Origin of the sequence: Pseudomonas sp. SZ57, from assembly GCF_009495975.1 — a bacterium.
Classification (GTDB): Bacteria; Pseudomonadota; Gammaproteobacteria; order Pseudomonadales; family Pseudomonadaceae; genus Aquipseudomonas; species Aquipseudomonas syringae.
In genome coordinates this window covers 282,239-306,384 of the sequence record NZ_WIBD01000002.1, presented here as the reverse complement: position 1 = coordinate 306,384, position 24,146 = coordinate 282,239, and the positions used below count along the sequence as shown (strand labels likewise).

Annotated in this window: 17 protein-coding genes; 6 read left to right on the top strand and 11 right to left on the bottom strand. The window is 58.4% G+C overall.

Annotated features, from left to right (window positions below):
- Positions 1–75: 75 nt before the first annotated feature.
- Positions 76–624, top strand: a complete 549-nt coding sequence (locus tag GE543_RS01425) for a cupin domain-containing protein (protein WP_003344936.1) — start codon at positions 76–78, stop codon at positions 622–624.
- Positions 625–651: 27 nt separating this feature from the next.
- Here GE543_RS01425 and GE543_RS01420 read toward each other — a convergent pair whose 3' ends face one another.
- A complete protein-coding gene (locus GE543_RS01420; protein WP_256664642.1) occupies positions 652–2,814 on the bottom strand; it encodes a TonB-dependent receptor domain-containing protein in 2,163 nt (720 codons plus the stop codon).
- Positions 2,815–3,079: 265 nt separating this feature from the next.
- Between GE543_RS01420 and GE543_RS01415 the strand changes: the two genes are divergently transcribed.
- Together GE543_RS01415 and GE543_RS01410 are read left to right on the top strand one after the other, a co-directional pair.
- Positions 3,080–4,684: a hybrid sensor histidine kinase/response regulator gene (locus GE543_RS01415; RefSeq protein ID WP_371927066.1), complete on the top strand. Its 1,605-nt coding sequence runs from the start codon at positions 3,080–3,082 to the stop codon at positions 4,682–4,684.
- Positions 4,685–5,104: 420 nt separating this feature from the next.
- A complete protein-coding gene (locus tag GE543_RS01410) occupies positions 5,105–6,124 on the top strand; it encodes a hypothetical protein (RefSeq protein WP_003416781.1) in 1,020 nt (339 codons plus the stop codon).
- 146 nt (positions 6,125–6,270) lie between these two features.
- Here GE543_RS01410 and GE543_RS01405 read toward each other — a convergent pair whose 3' ends face one another.
- Positions 6,271–8,682, bottom strand: a complete 2,412-nt coding sequence (locus tag GE543_RS01405) for a lectin (RefSeq protein ID WP_153220319.1) — start codon at positions 8,680–8,682, stop codon at positions 6,271–6,273.
- Between the two features lie 412 nt (positions 8,683–9,094).
- Between GE543_RS01405 and GE543_RS01400 the strand changes: the two genes are divergently transcribed.
- Positions 9,095–10,576, top strand: a complete 1,482-nt coding sequence (locus GE543_RS01400; RefSeq protein ID WP_153220317.1) for a glycosyltransferase family 39 protein — start codon at positions 9,095–9,097, stop codon at positions 10,574–10,576.
- Positions 10,577–10,596: 20 nt separating this feature from the next.
- Here GE543_RS01400 and GE543_RS01395 read toward each other — a convergent pair whose 3' ends face one another.
- Genes GE543_RS01395 through arnB form a run of 8 tightly spaced genes read right to left on the bottom strand, consistent with a single transcriptional unit; the run spans position 10,597 to position 19,420 of the window.
- Positions 10,597–11,991, bottom strand: coding sequence for a UDP-glucose/GDP-mannose dehydrogenase family protein (locus GE543_RS01395; protein WP_153220315.1), 1,395 nt, complete (start codon positions 11,989–11,991; stop codon positions 10,597–10,599).
- Positions 11,969–12,373: a 4-amino-4-deoxy-L-arabinose-phosphoundecaprenol flippase subunit ArnF gene (arnF, locus tag GE543_RS01390; RefSeq protein ID WP_256664641.1), complete on the bottom strand. Its 405-nt coding sequence runs from the start codon at positions 12,371–12,373 to the stop codon at positions 11,969–11,971. The genes GE543_RS01395 and arnF overlap by 23 nt, the downstream gene beginning before the upstream one ends.
- A gap of 26 nt (positions 12,374–12,399) precedes the next feature.
- A complete protein-coding gene (gene arnE, locus GE543_RS01385; protein ID WP_371927065.1) occupies positions 12,400–12,744 on the bottom strand; it encodes a 4-amino-4-deoxy-L-arabinose-phosphoundecaprenol flippase subunit ArnE in 345 nt (114 codons plus the stop codon).
- Complete coding sequence (gene arnT / locus GE543_RS01380) at positions 12,741–14,390, bottom strand: lipid IV(A) 4-amino-4-deoxy-L-arabinosyltransferase (RefSeq protein WP_153220313.1); 1,650 nt, start codon at positions 14,388–14,390, stop codon at positions 12,741–12,743. Before arnT ends, arnE begins: the two co-directional genes overlap by 4 nt.
- Entirely contained in the window at positions 14,390–15,271 is an 882-nt protein-coding gene (gene arnD / locus GE543_RS01375; protein ID WP_153220311.1) for a 4-deoxy-4-formamido-L-arabinose-phosphoundecaprenol deformylase, read from the bottom strand. Before arnD ends, arnT begins: the two co-directional genes overlap by 1 nt.
- Positions 15,271–17,265, bottom strand: coding sequence for a bifunctional UDP-4-amino-4-deoxy-L-arabinose formyltransferase/UDP-glucuronic acid oxidase ArnA (arnA, locus tag GE543_RS01370; RefSeq protein WP_153220309.1), 1,995 nt, complete (start codon positions 17,263–17,265; stop codon positions 15,271–15,273). The genes arnD and arnA overlap by 1 nt, the downstream gene beginning before the upstream one ends.
- The gene (gene arnC, locus GE543_RS01365) at positions 17,262–18,275 is read right to left on the bottom strand and encodes an undecaprenyl-phosphate 4-deoxy-4-formamido-L-arabinose transferase (RefSeq protein WP_153220307.1); all 1,014 of its coding nucleotides are present in this window, start codon (positions 18,273–18,275) and stop codon (positions 17,262–17,264) included. Before arnC ends, arnA begins: the two co-directional genes overlap by 4 nt.
- Positions 18,272–19,420, bottom strand: coding sequence for a UDP-4-amino-4-deoxy-L-arabinose aminotransferase (gene arnB, locus GE543_RS01360; protein ID WP_046269365.1), 1,149 nt, complete (start codon positions 19,418–19,420; stop codon positions 18,272–18,274). Before arnB ends, arnC begins: the two co-directional genes overlap by 4 nt.
- A 773-nt stretch (positions 19,421–20,193) precedes the next feature.
- Here arnB and GE543_RS01355 point away from each other — a divergent pair.
- Entirely contained in the window at positions 20,194–20,787 is a 594-nt protein-coding gene (locus GE543_RS01355; RefSeq protein ID WP_256664640.1) for a DUF2946 family protein, read from the top strand.
- Positions 20,788–21,052: 265 nt separating this feature from the next.
- Complete coding sequence (locus GE543_RS01350; protein WP_153220305.1) at positions 21,053–22,447, top strand: PepSY domain-containing protein; 1,395 nt, start codon at positions 21,053–21,055, stop codon at positions 22,445–22,447.
- A 95-nt stretch (positions 22,448–22,542) separates the two neighbouring features.
- Here GE543_RS01350 and GE543_RS01345 read toward each other — a convergent pair whose 3' ends face one another.
- A complete protein-coding gene (locus GE543_RS01345) occupies positions 22,543–24,138 on the bottom strand; it encodes a gamma-glutamyltransferase family protein (RefSeq protein ID WP_178118524.1) in 1,596 nt (531 codons plus the stop codon).
- Positions 24,139–24,146: the final 8 nt, after the last annotated feature.

Here is a 24,146-nt window from a genome sequence, read left to right as displayed (position 1 = left end):
GGGCGTCGGGTAATGGACGATCCATTGCGCCGGGGCGCTGCCTCATTCACCGGATATCTTTCACATAAGGCCACTATGGATACGGGAGCACGACTCAAACTGGTGCGTGAAAGCTACAAGCTGTCACAGCGTGAGCTCGCCAGACGCAGTGGTGTGACCAATGCCACGATTTCCCTCATCGAACAAAATCGTGTCAGTCCTTCCATCAGCTCGCTGAAAAAGCTGCTTGAAGGGATTCCCATGACACTGGCGGATTTCTTCACGTTCGATCAGCCTCCTGGGCAGGATCAGTACGTGTTTCGAGCCGGTGATCAACCCGACCTGGGGCGCAACGGTGCCCGCCTGCTGCTGGTGGGCGCGACCCTGCCGAGCCGGCAAATGCGTTTTCTGCGTGAGCAGTACGCGCCGGGCGCCGACTCGGGGGATGAACCCATCGTCCACAGCGAAGGCGAGGAGTGCGGTCTGGTGACGCGCGGCACTGTGGAGCTGACTATCGATGGACAGGTCAACATCCTCGGTCCAGGGGACGGCTATTACTTCCCGACCACCTTGCCGCATCGTTTCCGCAATATCGGCCAGGACGAAGCCGAGATCATCAGCGCCAACACGCCGGCCAACTTCTAGGCGCTGACAGCCAACAATGCCTTGCGCCTAACGAAGGCTCCAGGAAATGCCCGCATAAATCCCCATCCCGTCGCCGGGTGTCGAGCGCGCTATGTCTTTGCCGTTGTCGTCATAACCGGGTGTCACGGTGCTGGCGTAACGCTGGTTAGTCAGGTTGCGCAGGTCCAGCCAGGTCTGCCAGTCCTCGCCGGGTGACGCGTAGCCCAGTGTGGCGCCCAGCAACGTGTACTGATCGGCGTAAAACGAGTTGGCGTAATCGACCGCGATCCTCGACGCGTGCTCGGTATTCAGCGCCACATAAACACCGACAGGATGGCTGTAGCGCAGCTCGGCCTGATAGTAATGCCGGGGGATGCCCGGCAGCGTGTTGTCGCCGAAGCGGTCGTCGTTACGGTAGTGGAAGTCGCTGAACGTGTAGGCCTGGCGCAAATCGACCTTGCCCGCAGTGCCTCCCTGCCACAGCGGGCTGTCCAGGCTGAGTTCGATACCGGTGTGGATGGTCGGGCTGGCGTTGGACTCGGCAATGACTTGCGAGCCTGTCGCGCTGGCTGTCTGGGTTTCGACACTGAGCAGTTCATGCCTGACCTGCGAGTAATACCACCCTGCGGTCCAGTCGCCTGCTGCGCTGTTACCCTTGCCGCCGAGCTCCAGCGTAGTCGCGGTCTGATTTTCAAGTTTGACGCCGACACTCTGCAGACCGGTGGCCGCACCGCTGCCTGCAGGGAAGAAACGGTTGGAGCCCCAGATCATTGACCACGCGTGGGGCGGCTCGACCGAACGACTCAGATTGCCGTAAAGCTGCAACTGCGGTGTGAAGTCGTAGCGCAGGCCCAGCCGGGTGGCATAGTCCCAGGCATGAGTGCTGACGGCTTGTTGGGTGGCGGGGTAGGTGACCTCGGTTTCGCGACGGGTATAGAGGGCGGCAACACCCGTTGTCAGCCACAGGTCCGGTAACAGCTCCAGATCATTGCTCAGGTGCAGCACGCTGTCCGAGCCCAGATAGCTGTAATCCCGGGTTCTGGTCCCCGGCGCATAGCCTGCGGTGTTGCCGGCAGGCACGCGGACGAATTCCGATGCGCCGTTGTTGGGCAGCCCCTTGGTGGTTCGCAGCCCCAGCGTGGTAATGCTCTGACGGCCGAATACGGTGTCCTGACGTATGTAATTGAGCGTGCCGCTGATATCGGTGTAAGCGACTTTCAGGCGATTGGTGCCCTCGCGCAGGTCCATGGGGTAATCGTGATAGACCAGCCCCGTTTCCAGGCGTGAGCTGTCATCCAGGTAGACAGTGGTCTTGTTGCCGAGCCAGGTGCTGCCGGGTTGCAGTCGTTTTGAGTCGCGCGCACGGTTGAGCGCATTGGCCGCCTGCGGATCATGGCGGATCTGCTCGCGGGTCAGCCTGCCCGGCGAGTCGTTGTCGGTTTCCCGGTAACGAAAGAAGAAGCGGGTTTCCAGGTACGGGTTGAAACGGTAACCGACGTTGGCTGCGATGCCTTGGCTGCCGCCTGCACTCTGGTCCTGGAAGCCGTTGTAGCCTGAATCGGTCAGACTGACGTAATAGTCCAGATCGCCCAGTACCTGGCCCGAGCTGATCTGCCGTTTCGAGTAGCCGTGGCTTCCTGCTTCATAGCGCAACTGCAGCCTGGGTGCGTCATAACCGGTGTGGGTGACATAGTTGACCGCGCCACCCAGCGCCAGCGAACCCAGCTCAAAGCCATTGGCACCGCGTCGCACTTCCACATGGCTCAGCCATAACGGTTCCTTGAGCTCGTAGGGCGTGCCGCCGGGGCCGGTCAGCGGCAAGCCATCGAGCATTTCGAACAGCCCGGAGGCGTGCGCGCCGGGCGCCCGATTCAGGCCCGAGCCGCGAATCGAGATTTTTGCCCCCTCACTGTTGGCGGCCTTGGCGTATATACCGGGCTGGTACTTGAATACGTCTTCATTGTTGGCGACCCGTCCTTGCTCGACGGCGCTCATATCGACGACGTTGGTGCCGCCCGGAACTTCCCGTAACGCGTCGCGAGCGATTTGCGCCGGGCTGTCGGTACTCGAGCCGTCAACTTCGATGTTGGACAGACTGACAACATCAGCCTCGGCGACGCAGGCAAAAGCAAGAGCTGTACTGAAACCGAACAGTTGCAGCGTCAGCGCCAGGGGGGAAAGCAGAAACGGTGGGTGGTACTGCAAGTGCATACGCCTTGTGGTTCACGGCCGGCGTCAACAGCCGGCCCTGCGTGCTCTGAAAAAAGGGACAGGTGTTCGATGCCTGATGTGTGACAGGCGTCACTAATCGGGTGAGTGAACAGGCGACGCCGGGGGATAATTCGAGCCTGTTCAATGCCCTAAGTGAATATAATTTGATTTTCGTCTGCTCAGTGAGAACCCTTTGAGGCTTCGCCAGTCCTAGCCATTAGAGAGCAGGCGCAATAGCCCAATAAACAGTCGTGGAGTTTCTGGAGTGTCGGAAAATAAAGCCCGGGTCGACAATGCGGCGACGGGAGATATCAAGCATCAGGGGAAAGATATCTTTTTCGCGGCCGTAGAAACGACTCGGATGCCGATGGTCGTGACGGACCCCAATCGCCCGGACAACCCCATTATTTTTGCCAACCGGGCATTTCTGGAAATGACCGGCTATTCGTCTGAGGAAATCATCGGTATCAACTGCCGGTTTCTTCAAGGGCCGGACACTGACCGGGCAGCGGTGCAGTCGATTCGCGATGCAATCGAAGAGCGCGTCGATATCTCCACTGAAATTCTCAACTATCGTAAGGACGGCTCATCGTTCTGGAATGCGCTGTTTATTTCCCCGGTCTATAACGATGCGGGCGACCTGATTTATTTTTTTGCCTCGCAACTGGACATCAGTCGCCGTCGAGATGCCGAAGAAGCATTGCGTCAGGCTCAAAAGATGGAGGCCTTGGGTCAGCTTACCGGTGGCATCGCGCACGACTTCAATAACCTGCTGCAAGTGATGGGCGGTTATATTGATTTGATCGGCAGTGCGGCAGAGAAACCCACCATTGATGTACAGCGTGTCCAGCGCAGTGTTCATCACGCCAAGTCTGCCGTCGAGCGCGCCAGTACACTGACCAAGCAACTGCTGGCGTTTGCCCGCAAACAGAAACTGCAGGGGCGAGTGCTCAATCTCAATGGCCTGGTTTCCACGACAGAACCGCTGATCGAGCGTACGTTCGGTCCGGAAGTGGTTATCGAAACCGATCTGGATCCGGCACTGAAGAACTGCCGTATCGATCCGACCCAGGCAGAAGTTGCCCTTCTTAATATTTTCATCAATTCGCGCGATGCACTGATTGGCAGGCCCGACCCGAAGATATTCATTGAAACCCGCAATCTGATCGTCGACGAGTTGGCCAATATGTCTTACGACGGCCTGTTACCCGGCCGTTATGTCTCTATTGCAGTCACGGACAACGGCATTGGCATGCCTGCGAGTATCCGTGATCGGGTAATGGACCCGTTCTTTACTACCAAGGAAGAAGGCAAGGGCTCCGGGCTCGGTCTCTCCATGGTCTATGGCTTTGCCAAACAGTCGGGGGGTGCGGCGCGTATTTATACCGAAGAAGGTGTCGGCACCACGCTGCGCCTGTATTTTCCTGTAGACGAAGCGGTGCTTAGCAAAAACGATCCGCCGAAAGCCTCGGAAAGGCGCGTTGGCAGCTCCGAGCGGATTCTGATCGTGGAAGACCGTCCTGACGTGGCCGAGCTGGCGAAGATGGTGCTGGATGATTACGGCTATGTGTCGGAAATCGTCCTCAATGCCCGTGAGGCACTCAAGCGCTTCGAGGCTGGCAGCATGTATGATTTGCTGTTCACTGACCTGATCATGCCGGGCGGCATGAATGGTGTGATGCTCGCGCGTGAAGTGAGGCGCAGGTACCCGAAGGTCAAGGTGCTGTTGACCACCGGCTACGCTGAGAGCTCGATCGAGCGAACCGACATTGGCGGCTCCGAGTTTGAAGTGGTGTCCAAGCCCTGTATGCCGCAGGACCTCGCCAGGAAGGTCAGGCAGGTCCTCGACGGGCCGAACGGTATCGCCTGACGATACTGACAATGAACACATGAAGGCCTGCCTGTTCTCAGTCGGGCCTTCATGCTGTTTGGCGCTGTCTTTATTACGATACCTGCGCACACCCTTGTCAGGTTGGGTATATCCAGTGAGTGTCGGTATTCAAAAAGGCGGACAGCCGGTTAATGCCCGTCTGTTATTAACGGACATCAGACAACTCCTAATAGTTAGAGCAAACAACCTAATAAAACGGAACGTTTGTAACTCGCTTGGAGCATGGCGCATAGGTAACGTTCCTTTGATGTGCGTCACTATCAATACAGTTCTATTGTGCTTTTTCAAGCCTGAAAAAAAGTCTATAAAAATTTTAAACTTCTTGAACGTCGCTCGGGTCATTGAAGGGTACGCCACACATGTGTGCGTTTACTGCCAATGACTCAAAGGACTATGACTATGATTCGCGACGACCGTATCGCCCCAGGTGCCCCCGTGTACCACGAAACTCATGCAGCGGCTCCGCTGCTTAAACGAATCTCCTGGAGTGCGATTCTGGCCGGTGTTGTTCTGGCCATGGTTGTTTCGCTGTTGCTGAATCTGTTGGGTACGGCAATCGGAAGTGCCAGTATCGATCCCATGCAGGAAGCCAATCCGTTGTCCGGCATTGGTACGGGTGCAGGTATCTGGGTGGTGATCAGCTCGGTGATCTCGCTGTTCGTCGGCGGCTGGGCCGCTGGACGTCTGGCGCAGCGTGAAGGTGCATTTCATGGCCTGCTGGTATGGGCGAGCGTCTCGCTGATCACGGTTTATCTGGTCTCCAGCGCAGTGACTGGCGTGGTGCGCGGCGGCCTTAACCTGGCGGGCAGCGGCATGTCGGCACTGGGCAGCGGTATCGCACAGGTGGCTCCGGCCGTTGGCAGCAAGATTCAGGATCAATTGCGCGCCCAGGGCATTGATTTCAATCTGGACGATATTCAGGGCGAGATCGAAACAGCCATGCGTCAGACCGGCAAGCCCGAACTGAACCCGGATAACGTCAAGCAGGAAGCTCAGGCGACTCAGCAAGACGCGCAGAACACTGCCAAGCAGAGCGCACAGAATCCTCAGCAAGCCGACCAGCAATTGAGCGGCCTGATGGATCGCATCAAAGCCAAAGGCGACCAGGCATGGGATGCCGCTGACCGTCAGGCGCTGGTCAATCTGATCAAGGCGCGTGGCAACAAGACTGATGCTGAAGCCAACCAGATCGTCGATCAGGCTCAGGCCAGCTATCGTCAGGCTTATGCCAAGTATCAGGAACTGAAAGCTCAGGCCGAACAGAAAGCCCGCGAAGCGGCTGAAGTGACCGCCAAGCGTGTTTCGCAAGGTGCCTGGATTCTGCTGATCACGCTGGTGATCTCGGGTCTGGTAGCTGCGGGTGCAGGTGTACTGGGTCGTCGTACTCAGCCGCCAGCCAAGGTTGTTGCTGCGGTCTGATTCACTGCAATAAGACTTGAACTGAAGCACCAGACGGGGAGCGTTGATCGCTCCCCGTTTTTATTCATGATGCAGGTGATTGATGGCGTGCAGTTGATACTGATGCAGTCGACATTTTTTGATTGAGGTTACCTTTCGGCACATCCTCAATCTTCCACCACCTCATCATCCTGTCCTGCAGTCTGCTCAATAAAAGAGCGTTCAAAGAGCAAGCGTTCTGCCAAAGAGCTACCAGGAATATCGTCGATTTCAACGGTGGCCCCCGTGTCATCGGCATGGGTCACTCTGATTCGCTTCCCGGATAACACATCGTCTGCCGACCCACCTTGCCGCAACGGAGCGTCATTCATGCCATGTATGCCTGATGGCGTTGTATCCACGAGCGTGTTGGAGACGGAGTTGCCATTAAAACGAGCGATTCTCACAACCACACCATTGACAAACGGATCGTCAGTTGGCCAGTTTTCAAAGCCGGGTGAAGGCTTGCGGAATTCCAGCGTGAGATAACTGCCATCGCTACGAAACAGGCGTAAGCCTTTGACCACTTCGGGATCTGCCGCTCTGAACAAGGGTGCAATATTATAGGTGCCATTTTTCATCACTTCAGGAAATTGGTCATCAGTGAGCCAGCCCGCGTAGTACAAATAAGGAATGGGGTAAAGACGTGACCCTCCACCATTCAGGGTATCCGAAGGGTCAGCGCTATTAGTGACTGCGCACCCACTGCCGCCGATTTGCACAACTTCCCGATTATTGTAAGGGCAACGCTCCAGCGAGGTCGCATGAGGTCCGCCGAAGCTATGACCGAATTCGTGTTGCCACATCCATGGCTTGTGGCCCGAATTATTTCCCATGGCCCACCAGCCCGGCATTTCAGCAAGCCCACCCCAGGAGCACGAAGTAGAAGGAATCTCAACGGCGACATAATCGTAATTATCCCTGTCAGTTCCCTTGTCGCGTGCGAGTTCTATCGCTTTGTTCCTCAGTTCAGTGGACGGGCAACCTGAAGGTCTTGGGCCCAGGTCTAGACCGGTCACCGCATCCCCGATGAACTTCAGATGATCGCCGGAGGAAAAAGAGACCGCGTTGACAAATGATTTGTTATCACCAGGCGCTCCGAAGAAGGCCGCCCTGGTGGCCTCGAACTCGGTTTCTGGCTTGTCACTGTATCGGGTGTGCAGCAGGAGAACTTTTCTATCGCCTACGATGGGGCGTCTGGGGATTTTAGGTACTGCCAATTCAAAGTTCCATGTCACTGCCTTCGACCGTGACTCCGGTACCATCTGGATGGTGTTACCTGCAAAGCCCAGAACTTCGTTGGGACCGACAAGATCGTTGCGATATTTATTAGCCAGTACAAACCCTTCTATGAGGGGAATGAAGTTCCTGTTGTAACTCCAGGAACGCTCCGAGGTATACCCGGTACCCTGGCAGTTGATCATTTTACTATTTGACCCTAAGCACTTTTCTGTATCCCTGTCCAGCAGCGCGCGATTGGTCAATTTGTCATACCCCGGTGCGATGACGGACATTCGCCAGTCTTGGCCGGGCACACTTTTACAGGGAGAAAACTCGACGCTGACTTCATCTGCAGACAAAGCGAGGCACGTTTCCTGCCCTTTTTCAACGTTCCTGATGTAACCGTAACGCTTGGCGATACTCCAGCTCGCCGAGCCTTGTTCTTTGCCACCAAATATCAACTGTTCGCTGGCATTGATTTGTAGGTAGTTAGCCATTCCCAGATCACTGATATATTTGTTTGACAGCTGACTGGGGGTGTTGCCGTCCCGGTTCCACAGTCGCCTGGACTGATAGTCATGACTGCCCGCGCTGGCACACGCGGCCATTTTTACGCTGTTTGCATTCGCCGCAAACAAACACATTTCTTGTGCTGATGTGGACAGCAGTTTGTTTTTTACATAAAGCCTTTTTTCCTTGGGCGTAAAAGTCCATTGCTGACTGTCCCTCCCCAGGCACTTTTGCAGTACCACACTGGTCATGTCACCCGCCAATGTTAAACAGGCGTCCGGGCCATTCACTGTGCTGATGATTTCTTCGTAAAGAGGTTGGGTGATTGTCCATTGTGATGAGGCTCCCTCTGCAGGGCCAAATACCAACTGCTCGCTTTCATTACTGAGCAGGTAGTTATCAAACCCTAAATCCTTGATATATTTATTTGATAACAGGCTGGTGTGGTCACCGTCTCTGCTCCAGAGTCGCAAGGATTGATAGTCGTTGCTGTCGGCGCTGGCACAGGTTTTCATGCTGACGTGACTTGGGTTCGACGCCGACAAACACATTGCCTGCGTTGACCCGCCTAACGCCTTGTTTTTTAGGTACAGCATGGGCCCTGATGACACAAAGATCCATTGTTGGTAATCGGTGTTGACACACTTCTGCAGTGAGACAGAACTTAAATCACTGTCGAGGGTTAAACAGACCTGCTCACCTTGCGCAGTGCTGATGATCTGCTCATAAGGATTCATCTCTGTAGAGAAGGCGTTTGAATGGAAAAAACCCAAGAAAAACACGTACGTGAAAGCCGGCATTGTTTTCATAACTCTCCCTGTTGCTTGTGTCGGCGCATCCCTTGCGCCGTCTGTATTTTGCTTGCCCTATAACTATTTCTGAACTAAAAGTTCGCGGTTAATACAGGATTGACCAACACGGCCAGGTCACGCTTAGGCATGACCTGCATCAGGCTGGCTTATCTGTAATATTAGTAGACCTGCGAAGAGATTTATTGGGCCCGATCACCGGTCGCATCCTGCATGTCGGATGCGTTCTGGGCCACGGGGGATCTGCGCCAGGTCAGGCGTTCACGGCCGACTTTTTGCCGAGCTTTTGAACAAGCGTTGAGTGGCTGTCTGGTGTGCCGCCGGTTAACAATTCTTCAACAATTGGCGACTTATACTTCGCCAGACCGATTCGCTTGTTTGCTTGCCCCCCGTCAACCCGGTACCTACCTTGATGACTTCTCGTGTGCTTTCACCGTTGCTGTTGTTGCTGGGTGCAATGCTGTTTTTCCTCGCGTTGGGCAATCACCAATTACAAAACTCGACAGAACCCCGCGTGGCCGGCATCGCCATGGAAATGCACCTGAGCGGCAACTGGGTTACCCCGAAACTGAACGATCAACCGTTTCTGGAAAAGCCGCCGATGAGTGTCTGGCTCGACGCCGCGTTCATCGGGGTGTTCGGCGCGACTCCCTGGGCGGTCAGGCTCGCATCCGCCTGTGCAGGGTTGTTCAGCGTGTTGCTGCTTTACAGCATGCTGTGGCGTTTCGGGCGACCTGCCTCCATAGCGTGGGTGGCTGCATTCATGCTGGCGACCCAGGCCAGTTTCTGGAGCAATTCGCGACAGGTGGGCGAGGACGCGTTGCTGGCGCTGGGTGTGAGCATGGCGCTACTGGGGTTCTTTCACGCCAGTCAGCGTCTGCGCAGCGACGGATCTTCTGCAGGGGCCTGGTTGCTCTTCGTATTGGGGATTGCGCTGGCAACCCTGAGCAAGGGCGTGCTGGGCCTCGCGATGCCGGGTGTGGTCATTTTCGCCTGGCTGGTGTGCGAGTCGGTGCAGAGCAAACGCATTGTTCTCGCCCACTGGCTACGCCCGGCGATGTTCACCGTCCTGGCTTTGGTGCCTTTATTGGTATGGCTGTGCTTTCTATACGGTCAGGGCGGTACGCAGTCGTTGAAGGACGTGCTCTGGACCAACAGTGTCGGACGCTTCAGTGGTTCGTTCGAAGAGGCAGGGCATTACGAGCCCGTGCATTATTACCTGAGCAAACTGCCTGAAGCCTTTTTGCCGTGGAATGTGCTCGTCTATCTGGGGCTGTGGCATTTCCGCAAACAGTTGCTGGCCAATCGTTACCTGCTGTTTTTCAGCCTGTGGCTGATCGCGCAGTTTCTGCTGTTGTCGCTGGCCTCGAGTAAACGCATGGTTTATCTGATGTCACTGGCCCCTGCGGCGGCGGTCATTGCGGCGGAATATACCTTTATGTTGGGCGAGCGACTCAAGGCACGCTCGCAGCGCTCTCCGTATGCGGCGTTCGTTGTACGAAACGCAAGGGCGATGACGGTTGCCGCTGCCGTTTTGATTGTGGCGGGGTATCTCGGCGCAGCCCTATGGCTGGAACCGCGAGCGGATCGGCAGTTGTCGTTCCTGCCGCTGACCGACAAGGTTCATGCTCTGCAGGTCCAGGGACGGCATGTTGTCTTGTTTCAGCCCAGTGAACGGCTGGCAGGCGCCAGCGTGTTCTACAGCCAGAGCTTGCTGGACACGTTCACGTCCAGTGCTGAATTGAGCGCCTTTTTGACCCGTGCCGACGGCAATGTGGCGATCATGGAAAGCCTGCAGCCTCCCGAACCACCCCTGCGAGTGATCGACAGCGTCAAGGTCGGTGAGCGTATCTACTATTTCGTCAGCCAGGCTCCGGTGGCTGTCGGCAACTGACGGTCACCGGAGCAGGGCCGTTACACAGCCTGGCTGCTGACAAGCGGGTTACAGGCCGTCCACTGTTTTTGCGGGATTGGCAGGTCGCACGATTCGCCACGGCCGATGGGGAAGTAGTGGAAGCCGCGTTTTGCCAGTCGTTCAGTGTCGTACAGATTGCGCCCGTCGAAGATGACCGGGGCGTTCAGCCGCTGCTGGATCAACTCGAAATCCGGAGCTTTGAACTGTTGCCATTCGGTGCAGACGATCAATGCATCGGACTCGTTGAGCGCTGACTCTGGCGTGCCCATGAGAATCAGGTCCTTGCGATGGCCATAAATACGCTGGGTTTCTTGCATGGCCTCGGGGTCGAACGCCCGCACGCTGGCGCCAGCCTCCCACAACGCTTCCATGAGTACGCGGCTGGGGGCATCGCGCATGTCGTCGGTGTTGGGCTTGAACGCCAGGCCCCACAGGGCAAACGTCTTGCCACGCAGGTCGCCCTGATAGAACGCGTTGACCCGCTCGAACAATTTGTTCTTCTGCCGTTCGTTGATCGCCTCGACCACCGACAACAGATCGTTGGAGCAATGGGCCTCCCGGGCGCTGTGAATCAACGCGCGGATGTCCTTGCCGAAGCATGAACCACCGTAACCGCAACCGGGGTAGATGAAGTCGTAACCGATCCGTGAGTCGGCACCGATGCCCAGCCGCACAGACTCGACATCCGCGCCCAGGTGCTCGGCCAGTTCGGCGATCTGGTTGATGAAGCTGATCTTGGTCGCCAGCATGCAGTTGGCGGCGTACTTGGTCAGTTCGGCGCTGCGCAGGTCCATGAACATGATCCGCTCATGATTGCGGTTGAACGGCGCATACAGCTCGCGCATGACGTTGCGCACGGCTTCATTTTCGCAGCCGATGACAATACGGTCCGGGCGCCGGCAATCGTTGACCGCCGAGCCCTCCTTGAGAAATTCCGGATTGGAGACGATATCGAACTGCAACAGCCGGCCCGCCTGACGCAGCGCCTTGTCGATGTGGCTGCGCAAGGCGTCGCCACTGCCGACCGGTACGGTGGACTTCTCGACGATGATCAGTGGTTCGCGTCGATGCCGGGCGATGGCTTCGCCCACTGCGAAAAAGCCGCTCAGGTCGGCCGAGCCATCGGCACGGGAGGGCGTGCCGACCGCGATGAACAGGACCTCGGCATGTTCCACTGCCATCTGCTCGTCGGTGGTAAAGCACAGACGCTGCTGGTCCAGGTTTTCACGCACCAGGTTGGCCAGGCCAGGCTCGTAGATATGCACCTGGCCCTGACGCAATTGGTCGATCTTGGCCTGATCAATGTCCATGCAGACCACATCGTGGCCGACTTCGGCAAGCACCGTCGCTTGCACCAGGCCGACATACCCGCTACCGAAAACGCTTATTTTCATGGGAAAGATCCTGAAGTGATGGCCGGGGGATGCGCCGGAGGTTGATGGTCAAGACACCTGCCACGATCAGGGTGACACCCACAGTTTTCGATACCGTGAACGTCTCGTGGAAAAACGGCAGCGCTGCGGCGAGCGTATAAACCAGCGCGTAGCTGACACTGAGCAGCGAATAGGCACGGCTCAGGGGCAAGACCCGAAGAGCCAGCAACCAGAAAAGCATGGAGAGCGCATAAGCGGTGATCGAGGCGCAGACGACCATCAGGGCACTGAGATCGAGCTGCGTCGAATTGTGCAGTTCGAGCCATTGTGCGGGCGAGGGCAGGCGGGTCATGCTCCAGCGCATACCCAGCTGTGCTGCGCTGACCAGCGCCACACTGGCCATGGCGCACAGGGTTGCCCGGCAGCGGGTCACGCTTGATGCCCCAACTGAAATACCCCGACAAGAATCAGCGCGATACCCAGCCAGTGCTGTGCGTCAACCGGCTCGTTGAACAGATAGCGACCTGCCAGCGTGATCAGCACGAAGTTAGCACCCAGCATCGGATAGGCGATGCCGACGTCCAGGCGTTGCAACACCAGCAGCCAGACCAGCAGGCCGGACCCAAGGCAGGCCAGCGCCAGCCACAGCCATATCGAGCGCAGCGCTGCAAACGCGCCGGGAAATGCTCCGCGCCAGTCTTGTACCGCGTACTTCTGTGCGATCTGGCCCAGGCAGGTCAGCAGGCATGCGCTTGCCAGCATCAGCCAGGTCACGATTCGGGTTTCTCGTAAACGAGGATGGCCAGGTTGCCTTCGTCATAGCGCTGACCATCCTTGGGGAGACTTTCGAGCTCTTTGAGCTCCTCATCGCTCTTGCCGCGCATGATGACGCCGATCCGGCCTTGGCTGCGAGCGCTCTTCATCCAGACATCGATGTCCTGCAGGCGGACTTCGCGGCCCTGCACATCCGGATAGCCCAGGCCGTATTCCAGCTCGCCCCAGGTGTTGAACAGTGCAACATCAGGCCGTTTCAGGCGCCACGCCAATGCTGAGGCAGCGCCCAGGTCGTTGCTCAGCAGATGCGTGCAGTCCGCCAGTTCGGCCTGGTGCCTGACCACGAAAGGGTCGGGAGTCTTGTTGTTGATCACATCGTTCGGCAGTGCTGCGGGCAGCAATGCAATCAGCAGCCAACTGCCCAGCGCCGGCGCGGCCCAAAAGGTCAGGGGGCGCAAGCCTTGCAGGGCGTTGGCGAGTGTCCATCCGAGAAGCACGATGACCGCCAGTGACAGATGCATCGGTTCGTTTTCGTAGACGGGCTGCTTGAGTTGCAGGTAGATCAACGCCACAAGCCCAAGAAAAGTGACGGTCGCGTTGAATATTCCGTTCGCGCGCAACGCTGTGCTGTGGCCTTGATCGAGGCGCTCGACCAGAGTGTTGGCCATCAGCAGCGCCAACGGCAGCAGACACGGCAGTATGTAGGTCGGCAATTTACCTTTGCTCAGGCTCAGAAACGCCAGTGGCAGCAGCAGCCACAGCAGCAAAAAGGCAATGTCAGGGCGGCTTTTTTCTTGCCATGCCTGTTTCAGTGTTACCGGCAGCAGCAGCGCCCACGGCACACAGGCCGCCACCAGCAGCGGTATATAGAACCACCAGGGCTGGGCATGCTGGGCATTATCCCCGGCAAAGCGGCGAATATGCTCGTGCCAGAAGAAGTAACGCCAGTAGTCGGGCTCTTGCTGGTGGATCGCCAGCGCCCACGGCAGGCAGACGGCAACGGCAATCAGTACCGCTAGCGAGCCGAATCTGAGCAGCTCGCCCAGGCGTCGCTGGCACAGCATATAGGGCAGGGCGATGATGACTGGCAGTGCCCAGGCGAGAAAGCCCTTGGTCATGAAGCCCATTGCGCAGGCCACGCCGACTAACGCCCATGCCGCCAGACGCGCTCGACCGACGCTTCGCACGGCGTACCAGAATGCCAGCAGTGTCACGTTGGTCCAGAAGGTAAATTGCGGATCAAGATTGGCGTAACCGGCCTGGCCGGCGACAAAGCCGAAGCTCATGAACAGCAAGGCGCTGGCGAACTGCTTGCGCGGGTCGTTCCAGATCTTGCCGGCCAGCAGATAGGCCAGCAGCACGCTCAAGCCGCTGGCCAGCGCCGATACAATGCGCACGCCGAACAGGTTCTCGCCAAAGACCTGCTGCCCCAGTGCAATCAGCCAGTAACCGGCAGCCGGTTTTTCGAAGTAACGCAGCCCCATGAAGTGCGGCGCGATCCAGTTACCGCTGTGGAGCATTTCCTGGCTGATCTGCGCATAGCGGGTTTCATCGGGAATCCACAGGCCGTGAAAGCCCAGCGGCAGCAGATAAGCCAGCACGAACGCCAATAACAGCAGTGCAAGATGACGATGCCTGACGTGCATCACTGCTGCACCCCCAGCCAGCCTTCGCGGCCAGGCAGGTGGCCGCGAACGATATGCCCGGAAGGCAACCGTTCGATAGCATCGGGCAGCAGATGACCCAACGGCGCGAAGTGGATGCCTTGGGTATTGGCCCGCTTTAACAGTTGCCTGAAACCGTCGGCCATGATGATCCCTTCCACTTCGGCGTGAAGGGTGTAGACATTGAGCCGTCGTGCGGCGAAGCGGCCGAGAATGTAGTCGTTGAACGCATCCGGCTTGAGGTGCGCGCCGATCACCTCATCGAAGGTCGGCAGGTTCACTGGAATCTGAGCGGTACCGGGGCTACCGTCGGCCAGCAGCGGGCGAAACAGGCTGGCGCCACGGCAGTCGCTGTTGTAGCGAAAGCCAAACGCCTCTTTGGCCTGCACGACGCGCTGGTCGGCGCGCCAGCCTGCCGCTGCGGAGCAGACCACCGGATGGCTGAGGATGTCGCTCAGGCAATCGACCCCACGTTGTATCTGGGCGGTCAACTGTCTGTCGCTCCAGTGTCCGGCATTGGCTTGCCAGCCATGGTGATCCCAGGCATGCAGGCCGATTTCGTGACCTGCATCCAGCGCGCGGCGCATCAGCGGGCCAAGGTCCCGGCCGATCGGTTTGCCCGGCCATGCGGTACCGGCCAGCAGAATATCCCAGCCATACAGGCTCGCCGCCCTGGAGCGAAGCATCTTCCAGAAGAACGTGGGCCTTACCAGGCGCCATAGATGGCGCCCCATATTGTCGGGGCCGACACTGAAAAAGAAGGTCGCCTTGACCTGCGCTTCGTCGAGTATGTCCAGCAGCCGGGGCACGCCCTCACGCGTGCCCCGGTAAGTGTCGACATCGATTCTCAAGCCTGCCTGCATCAGCACTGATCCGCTTTTTCAGCCATGGCTTGGCGCAGGAAGAAATCCAGGGTTTTGCCGATGGTTTCGCTCAGCTCGATACCCGGCGTCCAGCCAATCAGCTTTTTGGCGTTGTCGATGCTCGGCGTGCGATGGCTGACATCCTGGTAGCCCTTGCCATAGAAGGACTGGCTTTCGACTTCACGAAAGCCCGCGAAAGGCGGGAAATGGCCGCGCAACGGATGGGCTTCAAACTGGCGAAGCAGCTCTTCACCCAATTGACGGATGCTGGCTTCGTTGTCGGGGTTGCCGATGTTGATGATCTGTCCGTTACAGCGCCCATCGCGGTTTTCGATGATCCGCGCCAGCGCCTCGATGCCGTCGACGACATCGGTGAAACAGCGCTTCTGGGCGCCGCCGTCCACCAGGCGAATGGGCGTGCCTTCGACCAGGTGCAGGATCAGTTGGGTGATGGCCCGCGAACTGCCAATGCGCGCCGAATCCAGGCGGTCCAGACGCGGCCCCATCCAGTTGAATGGGCGAAACAGGGTGAATTGCAGGCCTTTCTGGCCATAGGCCCAGATCACCCGGTCCAGCAGTTGTTTGGACACCGAGTAGATCCAGCGCTGCTTGTTGATCGGGCCAACGACCAGGTTGGACGTGTCTTCGTTGAAGTTTGCGTCCTGGCACATGCCATAGACTTCGGACGTGGAGGGGAAAATCACGCGCTTGTTGTACTTCACGCAGTAGCGGACGATCTTCAGGTTCTCTTCGAAATCCAGCTCGAAAACCCGCAGTGGATTGCGCGTGTATTCAATCGGCGTTGCGATGGCCACCAGCGGCAGCACGACATCGCATTTCTTGATGTGGTATTCGATCCATTCGGTATGGATGCTGATGTCACCTTCGATGAAATGAAAGTTCGGCTTGGCACGCAGGCGCTCGATGGCGTCCGAGCCGATATCCATGCCGTAGATTTCGTAACGGTCATCCTGCAACAGACGCTCGGACAGGTGATTGCCGATGAAACCGTTGACGCCGAGGATCAACACTCGGGTACGACGAACCGGCCGGCGCTTTGCCTTGTCGAGCAGTTGCGAGCCTGCTACCAACCCGAATTCGCGTGCCAGTTGTGCACCACTGAGGTACAAGCCGCTGTCACCGCGTTGCCCTGCGGTGATGACCAGCGAGCCCTCGCCACAGGCGATACGCAATGGCTCGTGACTGATGACCGTGCCGGGCGCCTCGCCATTGCTGCTCGTGTCCACGCTGGCAGCCCAGACGATCAGCTTGTTGTCGCCGACCGGGCAAAACGCGCCAGGGTAGGGCTGTGTTACCGCGCGGATGAGGTTATAGAGCTGAGTGGCTGGCAGCGACCAGTCAATCAAACCGTCGGCCGGGGTGCGCCTACCGAAATACGTCGCACGGGATTCATCCTGGGGCGTAGCTGGCAGTTGCCCTTGCGCGGCCAGCAGGGGCAGTGTTTCGCAAAGCAGGTCAGCGGCGGCGTCACGCAATTTGCCATGCAGCGTCAAGGCAGTATCGGTGGCACTGATCGACACCCGCTGCTGAGCGACTATCGGCCCGGCATCCGCGCGTTTGACCATCTGATGCAGGGTAACGCCGGTTTCACTTTCGCCGTTGACCAGCACCCAGTTGGCCGGCGCGCGTCCGCGATAACGCGGAAGCAGCGAGCCATGCAGGTTCAGCGCAGCTTTTTTCGCGCAGGCCAGCAGCGAATCGCCGAGCAGCTGGCGATAGTAGAAGGAGAAAATGAAGTCCGGCGCCAGTTTGCCGATGCGCTCTACCCATAGCGGGTGATTCGGGTCCTCGGGGGCATGCACCGCAATGCCGTGCCGGGCGCACATCTGCGCCACAGAGCCGAAAAAGGTTTTTTCTTTGGGGTCGTCGGCATGGGTGAACACCGCCGCAATCTCATAGCCCGCGTCCAGCAACGCCTGCAGGCCGACACAGCCAATATCGTGATAAGCGAAAACGACAGCTTTAGTGCTCATGGCGCGACCTTGTTCATATAGGGAGTTACAGAGGAATCAATGCTGTCGGTGGCAACCGGTGACGAGCTGCGCACGACCTTTTCGATAAAGAACCGCGGACGCGCACGCACATCGCTGTACATCCGGCCCAGGTATTCACCCAGCAGTCCCATGCCGATGAACTGCCCTCCGGTGAACACGAACAGCACGGCAAACAGTACGAACATGCCGTCCCCGGCCCATGACGCGCCGAAGATCAGGCGCAGAACGATCAGCAGGGCCGCGAACGAGACACCGAGCAACGCCATGCTGAAGCCGATGATGCTGAGCAGGCGCAGGGGCGTGGTGGTCATGCAGGTGATCAGGTCGAACATGAGGTTGATCAGGCGCATCGGGCTGTATTTGGAGTCGCCGTGCTTGCGTTCGGCGTGATCGACCAGCACCTCGGTGGTGTGTCGCGCAAAGCCGTTCGCCAGAATCGGAATGAACGTACTGCGCTCCCGGCAGGCGAGCATGGCGTCGACAATCGTGCGCCGGTATGCGCGCAGCATGCAGCCGTAATCGTTCATGGCCACGCCGGTGGAGCGCTGCACCGCCAGGTTGATGAGTTTCGATGGCCAGCGTCGCCAGGCGGAGTCCTGACGATTGCTGCGCACCGTGCCGACTACGTCGTATCCCTGTTCAGCGAGCTTTACCAGACGAGGGATTTCCTCGGGTGGATTCTGCAGGTCGGCATCGAGGGTAATGACCACGTCGCCCTGGCACTGCTCGAATCCGGCCATGATGGCGGCGTGCTGACCGTAGTTTCGATTCAGGATCACTGCGACAAAGGGGCTATCGGCGCGCTCGGCAGCCCGCTGGAGAATGTCTGCCGAGTCGTCGCGGCTACCATCGTCGACCAGCACGACTTCGAAGCGGTGGTCGAGCTGTTTGCAGGCCGCTTCAGTACGGCGCAACAACTCTGGCAGGCTTTGTCGTTCGTTGTAGACAGGGATGACGATCGACACGAACTTGATGGGATACGGTTTCAATGGCTGGATTCCACGGTCGATTCAATGGCACCGACAACCCGCTCGACATCATCGAGGGTCATGTCGGGAAACAGGGGTATGGAGCACAGCCTTGATGAATTCCATTCCGTGTCGGGCAGGCGGACGTCGGGGAAACGCTTGCGGTAATAGCTGTGCAGGTGAGTCGCGATGAAGTGAATGCCGGTGCCGATGTTTCGCGCTTGCAAGGCCTTCATGAAGGCGTCGCGATCCAGCCCGCAGCGCTCGGGATCGATACGCAGAATGAACAGGTGCCAGGCGTGTTGCTGGGCATGCCGGGGCAGGGCGAGAGGTAGAACAGGGCTGCTGGCCAGTCGTTCGAGGTAATGGCTGGCGAGCGCCTGGCGCTGTGCATTGATGGCATCAAGGCGTTGCAACTGCACCCGCGCAATGCTCGCATTGATGTCGGCCAGGTTGTATTTGAAACCAGGCTCCATAACCTCGGCCTGGGGCTTGCGACCCAGGGTCAGGCGGTCGTAAGCATCGACACCCAGGCCATGAAATTTGAGCTGACGCACCCGATCAGCCAGTCGCGCATTGTCGGTGACCAGCATCGCGCCTTCGGCACAGGTCATGTTCTTGATCGCGTGAAACGAAAAGATCGCAGTGCCCTGCTGGCCGACCGGACGTCCCTGGTAACCGGTGCCGGCGGCATGCGCAGCGTCTTCGATCACAGTGATGCCGTGCCGGTCGGCCAGCGCATACAGCGGGTCGAGATCGAATGCAGCGCCTGCGTAATGCACCGGCACGATCGCCTTGGTTCGCGGGGTGATGGCTTGCTCTATCAGCGCAGCGCTGGTCATCAGGGTGTCACGGTCGATATCGACGAACACCGGAGTGGCCCCCAGCAGGCAGATCATGTTGGCTGTCGACACCCAGGTTTGCGACGGCGTAATCACTTCATCGCCATGCCCTACGCCCAGCGCCAGCAGCGCAATGTGCATTGCCCCGGTGGCCGAAGACAGTGCCACTGCATGCTGCGCGCCGATCCGCGCGGCGAACTCCTCCTCCAGCTTCTGACATTCCGGGCCAGTGGTGATCCATCCGGAGCGCAGCACGCGCGTTACCGCAGCAATTTCTTCATCGCCAATGGACGGCCGTGAAAAGGCAAGAAAAGTTTGACTCATCTACAGAGACTCTCCGATTGACGCAGCAGGGCCGAACATAAAAAAGTCACACCACGAGTGCGCGTGAGTGCGGTGAACTTAGGCGTTCAACTATGAAAATAATGTCCAGACGCCGTTGCTTTTTTGTATCGCCTGGCAGGCTTTCGAATCATAGAGTAGGGTGAAAGCCAAACGAACGACAACGCCGTTATGCGTCCATGTAGAATTATTAATCTGCCGTTCAGGTTTCATCGAACGCGTCATGAACAGACAGCTTTAGTTCAGCTTGCTCATGATAATCATGGAAAGTTAAAGCGGATGAAGTGTGTTGCAGTTGCAGGTTTTTTTAATGAAGCTTTCATGACCGGGGAATGGGTTTTGCGTTGTTGGGCAGGGTCGAGCCTGACTCGAAAAGGTTGCTATTGACCAGGTTTCATTGGGGGGTCAGCTTTTTTCTCGGTTCTTCGAGACGCAGGCGTTGCATTCGCGTAAACCCCGGTCAGAAGGAAGCTTGCCGGGTGTAGAAAACATGACCGCTATCAAGTGATATATATAACCAGGCGGTAGGGTCGGGCAGTGCGGCAGAGAGGAAGTTTGCTGATAAGGAACAGGTTGGTATAGGTAATCATCGAGAAATGTTTGGGTGAGTTATAAGGTCAAGGCAGTTTCATGCAGGCGTGCTGATGGGGGCGAAGTGTTCAAGGCTTACTTCATGTGCCTTTATATTCGACACGCTCCTGTAAGGAGAGGGTACCGACGAAGTAGTTAACGATGTGTGTAGAACGACGGTCCGCTTGACTGCCATTGCCAGGTTTATTCTATGCAGCAAAGCAAAGGGCCACGCGGCGTGCTTTGCCTCGTGCGAACAGGTGGCGGACTCGGATAACCCATGCCACCCGTTTATCGACCCTGCGCAGGCTGCCGACCCGCTCACCCCGTTCTGTCTAGTTCCGGCCAGAGATGTTAAATTAGCCGCCATGAACTTCTTCCGAACCCATTGCTCGCCCATTGCCTGGATACTGTACGCAGTTGTCCTGTTCAATGGTCTTGCGTGCAGCATCGGTCACGGCCAGATGATGGCCGCCTTTGCGGGCACTGCAATGGCTTCGGTTTCCCATGCAGATCATGGGATGTCTGATATGCATGCCGGGCATCACACGATGCACATGTCCATGCACGATTCTTCCAAGAAGATGGACATGTCAGGCAGCATGAAGGCGCAGTCGGGAGAGTGTTCGTTTGCCGGCACACTGACGCTGGCGATGATTTTCTTCGTGGCGCTGGGCTGGTTGATCCGTGTCCGTCGTACTCGTTTTGTGTTGCCCGACTTCTGGCTCGGCAACCTGCCAAGGTATACCCTCCCGGGACTCAATCCACAGGCCCCTTAGGCTCTGTACGAAAAGTGGCTGCGCTCGGTGATGCTTCGTTAAAAACAGGCTCGGAATGCTCATTTACAACACGTAGAGTCGAACGCGACCCCGGCCGTTCCTCGTCTGTTTTTGCCTTGCCTGACCTTCGCTCGCCGACTTTTCGTATAGAGCCTAGTGCCCATCGTGGACGTGTGAGTACTACTCGCACGAACAACCGATATTGCCTTTACAGCCTGCCGGAAGGTCATTCCGGCGGGGCGCGTTCATACGTTGGTGAGTCCCTATGTCTGCATCGTTTTCAAGCCCGGAGCCACGGCCTTCCGGAGCATTTTTCGCCTTTCTGAAAAGGCTTCATTTTTACATCGGCGTATTCGTCGGTCCGTTCATGCTGGTCGCGGCCTTGAGTGGCGTCGTCTATGCACTGACCCCGCAGATCGAAGATTCGCTCTATGCGCGTGCGCTGCACACAGACAGCCGTGGTCCTGCCATGAGCTTGCAGGCGCAGATCCAGCGCGCGCAGGCATCGGCAGGTCCAGGCCTGAGCGTTGCCGCAGTGCGCCCGGCACCCCGGGAAGGGGATACCACTCGGGTCATGTTCAGCGATCCGGGCTTTGGCCCGTCAGAGCATCGGGCGCTGTTCGTGGACCCGGTGAGTGGCGAAATTCGCGGCGACATGAAGGTCTACGGTACCAGTGGCGTATTACCGCTACGTACCTGGATCGATCAGTTTCATCGGGGCCTTCTGCTGGGCGATGTCGGCAGGATCTACAGCGAGCTGGCCGCCTCATGGCTGTGGGTGGCTGCGCTCGGCGGTCTGGTGCTGTGGGCGGTTCGCCGTCGTCGGCAAAGTCGTGAACGCGGCAACGTGCGCCGCTGGCATGCAACCACCGGCGTATGGCTGCTGCTGGGCCTGCTGTTCTTCTCGGCCACCGGTTTGACATGGTCACAGTACGCCGGCGATAACATTGGCGTACTGCGTGCCTACTACGGCTGGTCAACGCCCAGTGTGGCCACCTCACTGGGCAAGTCGGCGGCGATGCCCATGTCTATGCCCATGGACGAGCACGCCGAGCATCATATGCACATGGCGCCGACGACACAGGCGTCCGAGCTGGACCCTGCCTTGTTCGACAGTGTTCTGGCCAAAGCGCGCGCCGAACATATCGATGCTGCCAAGGTTGAAATCAGGCCATCCGCAAGCAATGACAAGGCCTGGGTAGTCAGCGAGATAGATCGCAGTTGGCCGACGCAAGTAGATGCCGTGTCGATCAACCCGCAAACACTGGACGTGGTGGATCATGTCAAGTTTGCAGACTATTCGCTGCCCGCCAAGCTCACCCGCTGGGGCATTGATGCGCACATGGGTGTGTTGTTCGGTCTGGCCAATCAATTGGTGCTGGTGGTGTTCGCCAGTGGCCTGGCGGCCATGGTCGTCATGGGTTATGTGATGTGGTGGCGACGCCGTCCAATGCTTTCTCAACCACGCAATCAGCAGGCAACGCTCTTGAGTCTCTGGCGCTCGTTGAATCCGGGCGCGCAATGGGCGTTGATCCTGGGTGCACTGCTGACTGGCTTTGCGCTGCCCGTACTGGGCGTGAGTCTGCTGGGCTTTATCATCCTGGACGCGCTACTGGGCTACCGGCGAGCTGCAAGCCCCTTTGTCGAGGGCAAGGTGTAACCCTTAGTTGCGCGGATTACCAAGCGCATCGAGCAACTGATTCCCGACCAGGGCCGTCTGCTCGATGGCTTGTCAGTAGCGGATATCGCGGTCGCTCAATACGCTGCGACCGTTCCGTCCTTCCTCGGATCGGTCCCGCCCACGTACCCATGCGCGGTGCGCTGAATAATCTGCGCACCGCCGAAGGCAAACACGCCGCTTGGCTCTTCGACATCGATGTCGTGACCTTTGGCGCGTAGTGCTTTCACCACTTCGGGGTCAAACGCACGTTCCACGGCGACTTTCAGGCCGGCTTCGATTCTCCAGCGCGGTGCGTCGGCAGCGGCTTGCGGGTTCTGTTTGTAGCGCAGGATGCGCATCATCATCTGCAAATGACCCTGCGCCTGCATCGGGCCGCCCATCAAACCGAAGGACATCAGCGGCGTGCCGTCGGCATTCATGACAAAACCGGGGATGATGGTGTGGAACGGGCGTTTGCGCGGCGCGACGTAATTGACGTGCTGCGGGTCCAGCGAGAAGCCCGCGCCGCGGTTCTGCATGCTGATGCCCGTACCGGGTACAACCACACCCGAACCGAAGCCCATGTAGTTGGACTGGATGAACGAGATCATCATGCCGCTTTCATCCGCTGCCGAGAGGTACACCGTGCCGCCCGGTTTTGGCGAGCCGTGCCCGGGATTGGCGGCCTGATCGGTGATCAGCCGTGCGCGTTCCGTCAGGTAAGCCTGGCCCAGCAAATCGGCTGAGGGCACGCGCATGTGCTCGCTGTCGGCGACATGTTCGTCGAGGTCGGCCAGGGCCAGTTTCATTGCTTCCAGCACCGGATGAACCGTCTCGAGGCTGTCCACCGGGTGTTCACCGACGCCCAGTGCTTCGAGCATGGTCAGGCCGGCAAGGGTGGCAATGCCCTGGCCATTTGGCGGCAGTTCATGCACCACAGCGCCTGCGTATGGCACCGACAGGGTGTCGATCCAGTCCACGGTGTGCGTCGCCAGGTCGTCGAGGCTCATCACGCTGCCATTGGCGTTGGCATGGGCAATGATGGTTTGCGCCAGTTCGCCGCGATAGAACGCTTCGCCTTTGGTCTGCGCGATCAGTTCCAGCGTACGGGCGTGGTCCTTGAGCTGGATTTTTTCTCCGGCCATGGGGGCCTTGCCATCCGGCATGAAACACTCGGCAAAGCCCGGTTGGTCCTTGAGCAGATGTGCGCCGCGTTTCCACAACTCGGCGATAATCGGCGTGACCTGATAGCCGTCGCGGGCGTAGCCAATCGCCGGTTCGGCCAGGGTCGCGAAGGGCAGTTTGCCGTAGCGCGCTGACAGCTCCACCCAGGCCGATACCGCACCCGGCACGCTGACTGCAGGCCAGCCGCGTTGCGGCATCTGGCTCTGGCCTGCGAAGTATTCCGGTGTCCAGGCTTGTGGCGCGCGGCCGGACGCGTTCAAGCCTTGCAGCTTGCTGCCGTCCCAGACGATGGCAAAGGCATCGCTGCCGATTCCGCAGCCGGTGGGCTCGACCACAGTCAGTACCATGGCCGCGGCGATGGCAGCGTCGACCGCATTGCCGCCACGGCGCAGCATGTCCAGCCCGGCCTGAGCGGCCAATGGCTGAGAGCAGGCGACCATGTTGTTGCCCATCACCGGCGAGCGGGCCGACGCGTACGGTTGGTTGTAATCCAGATCATCGAACATAAGCGTTT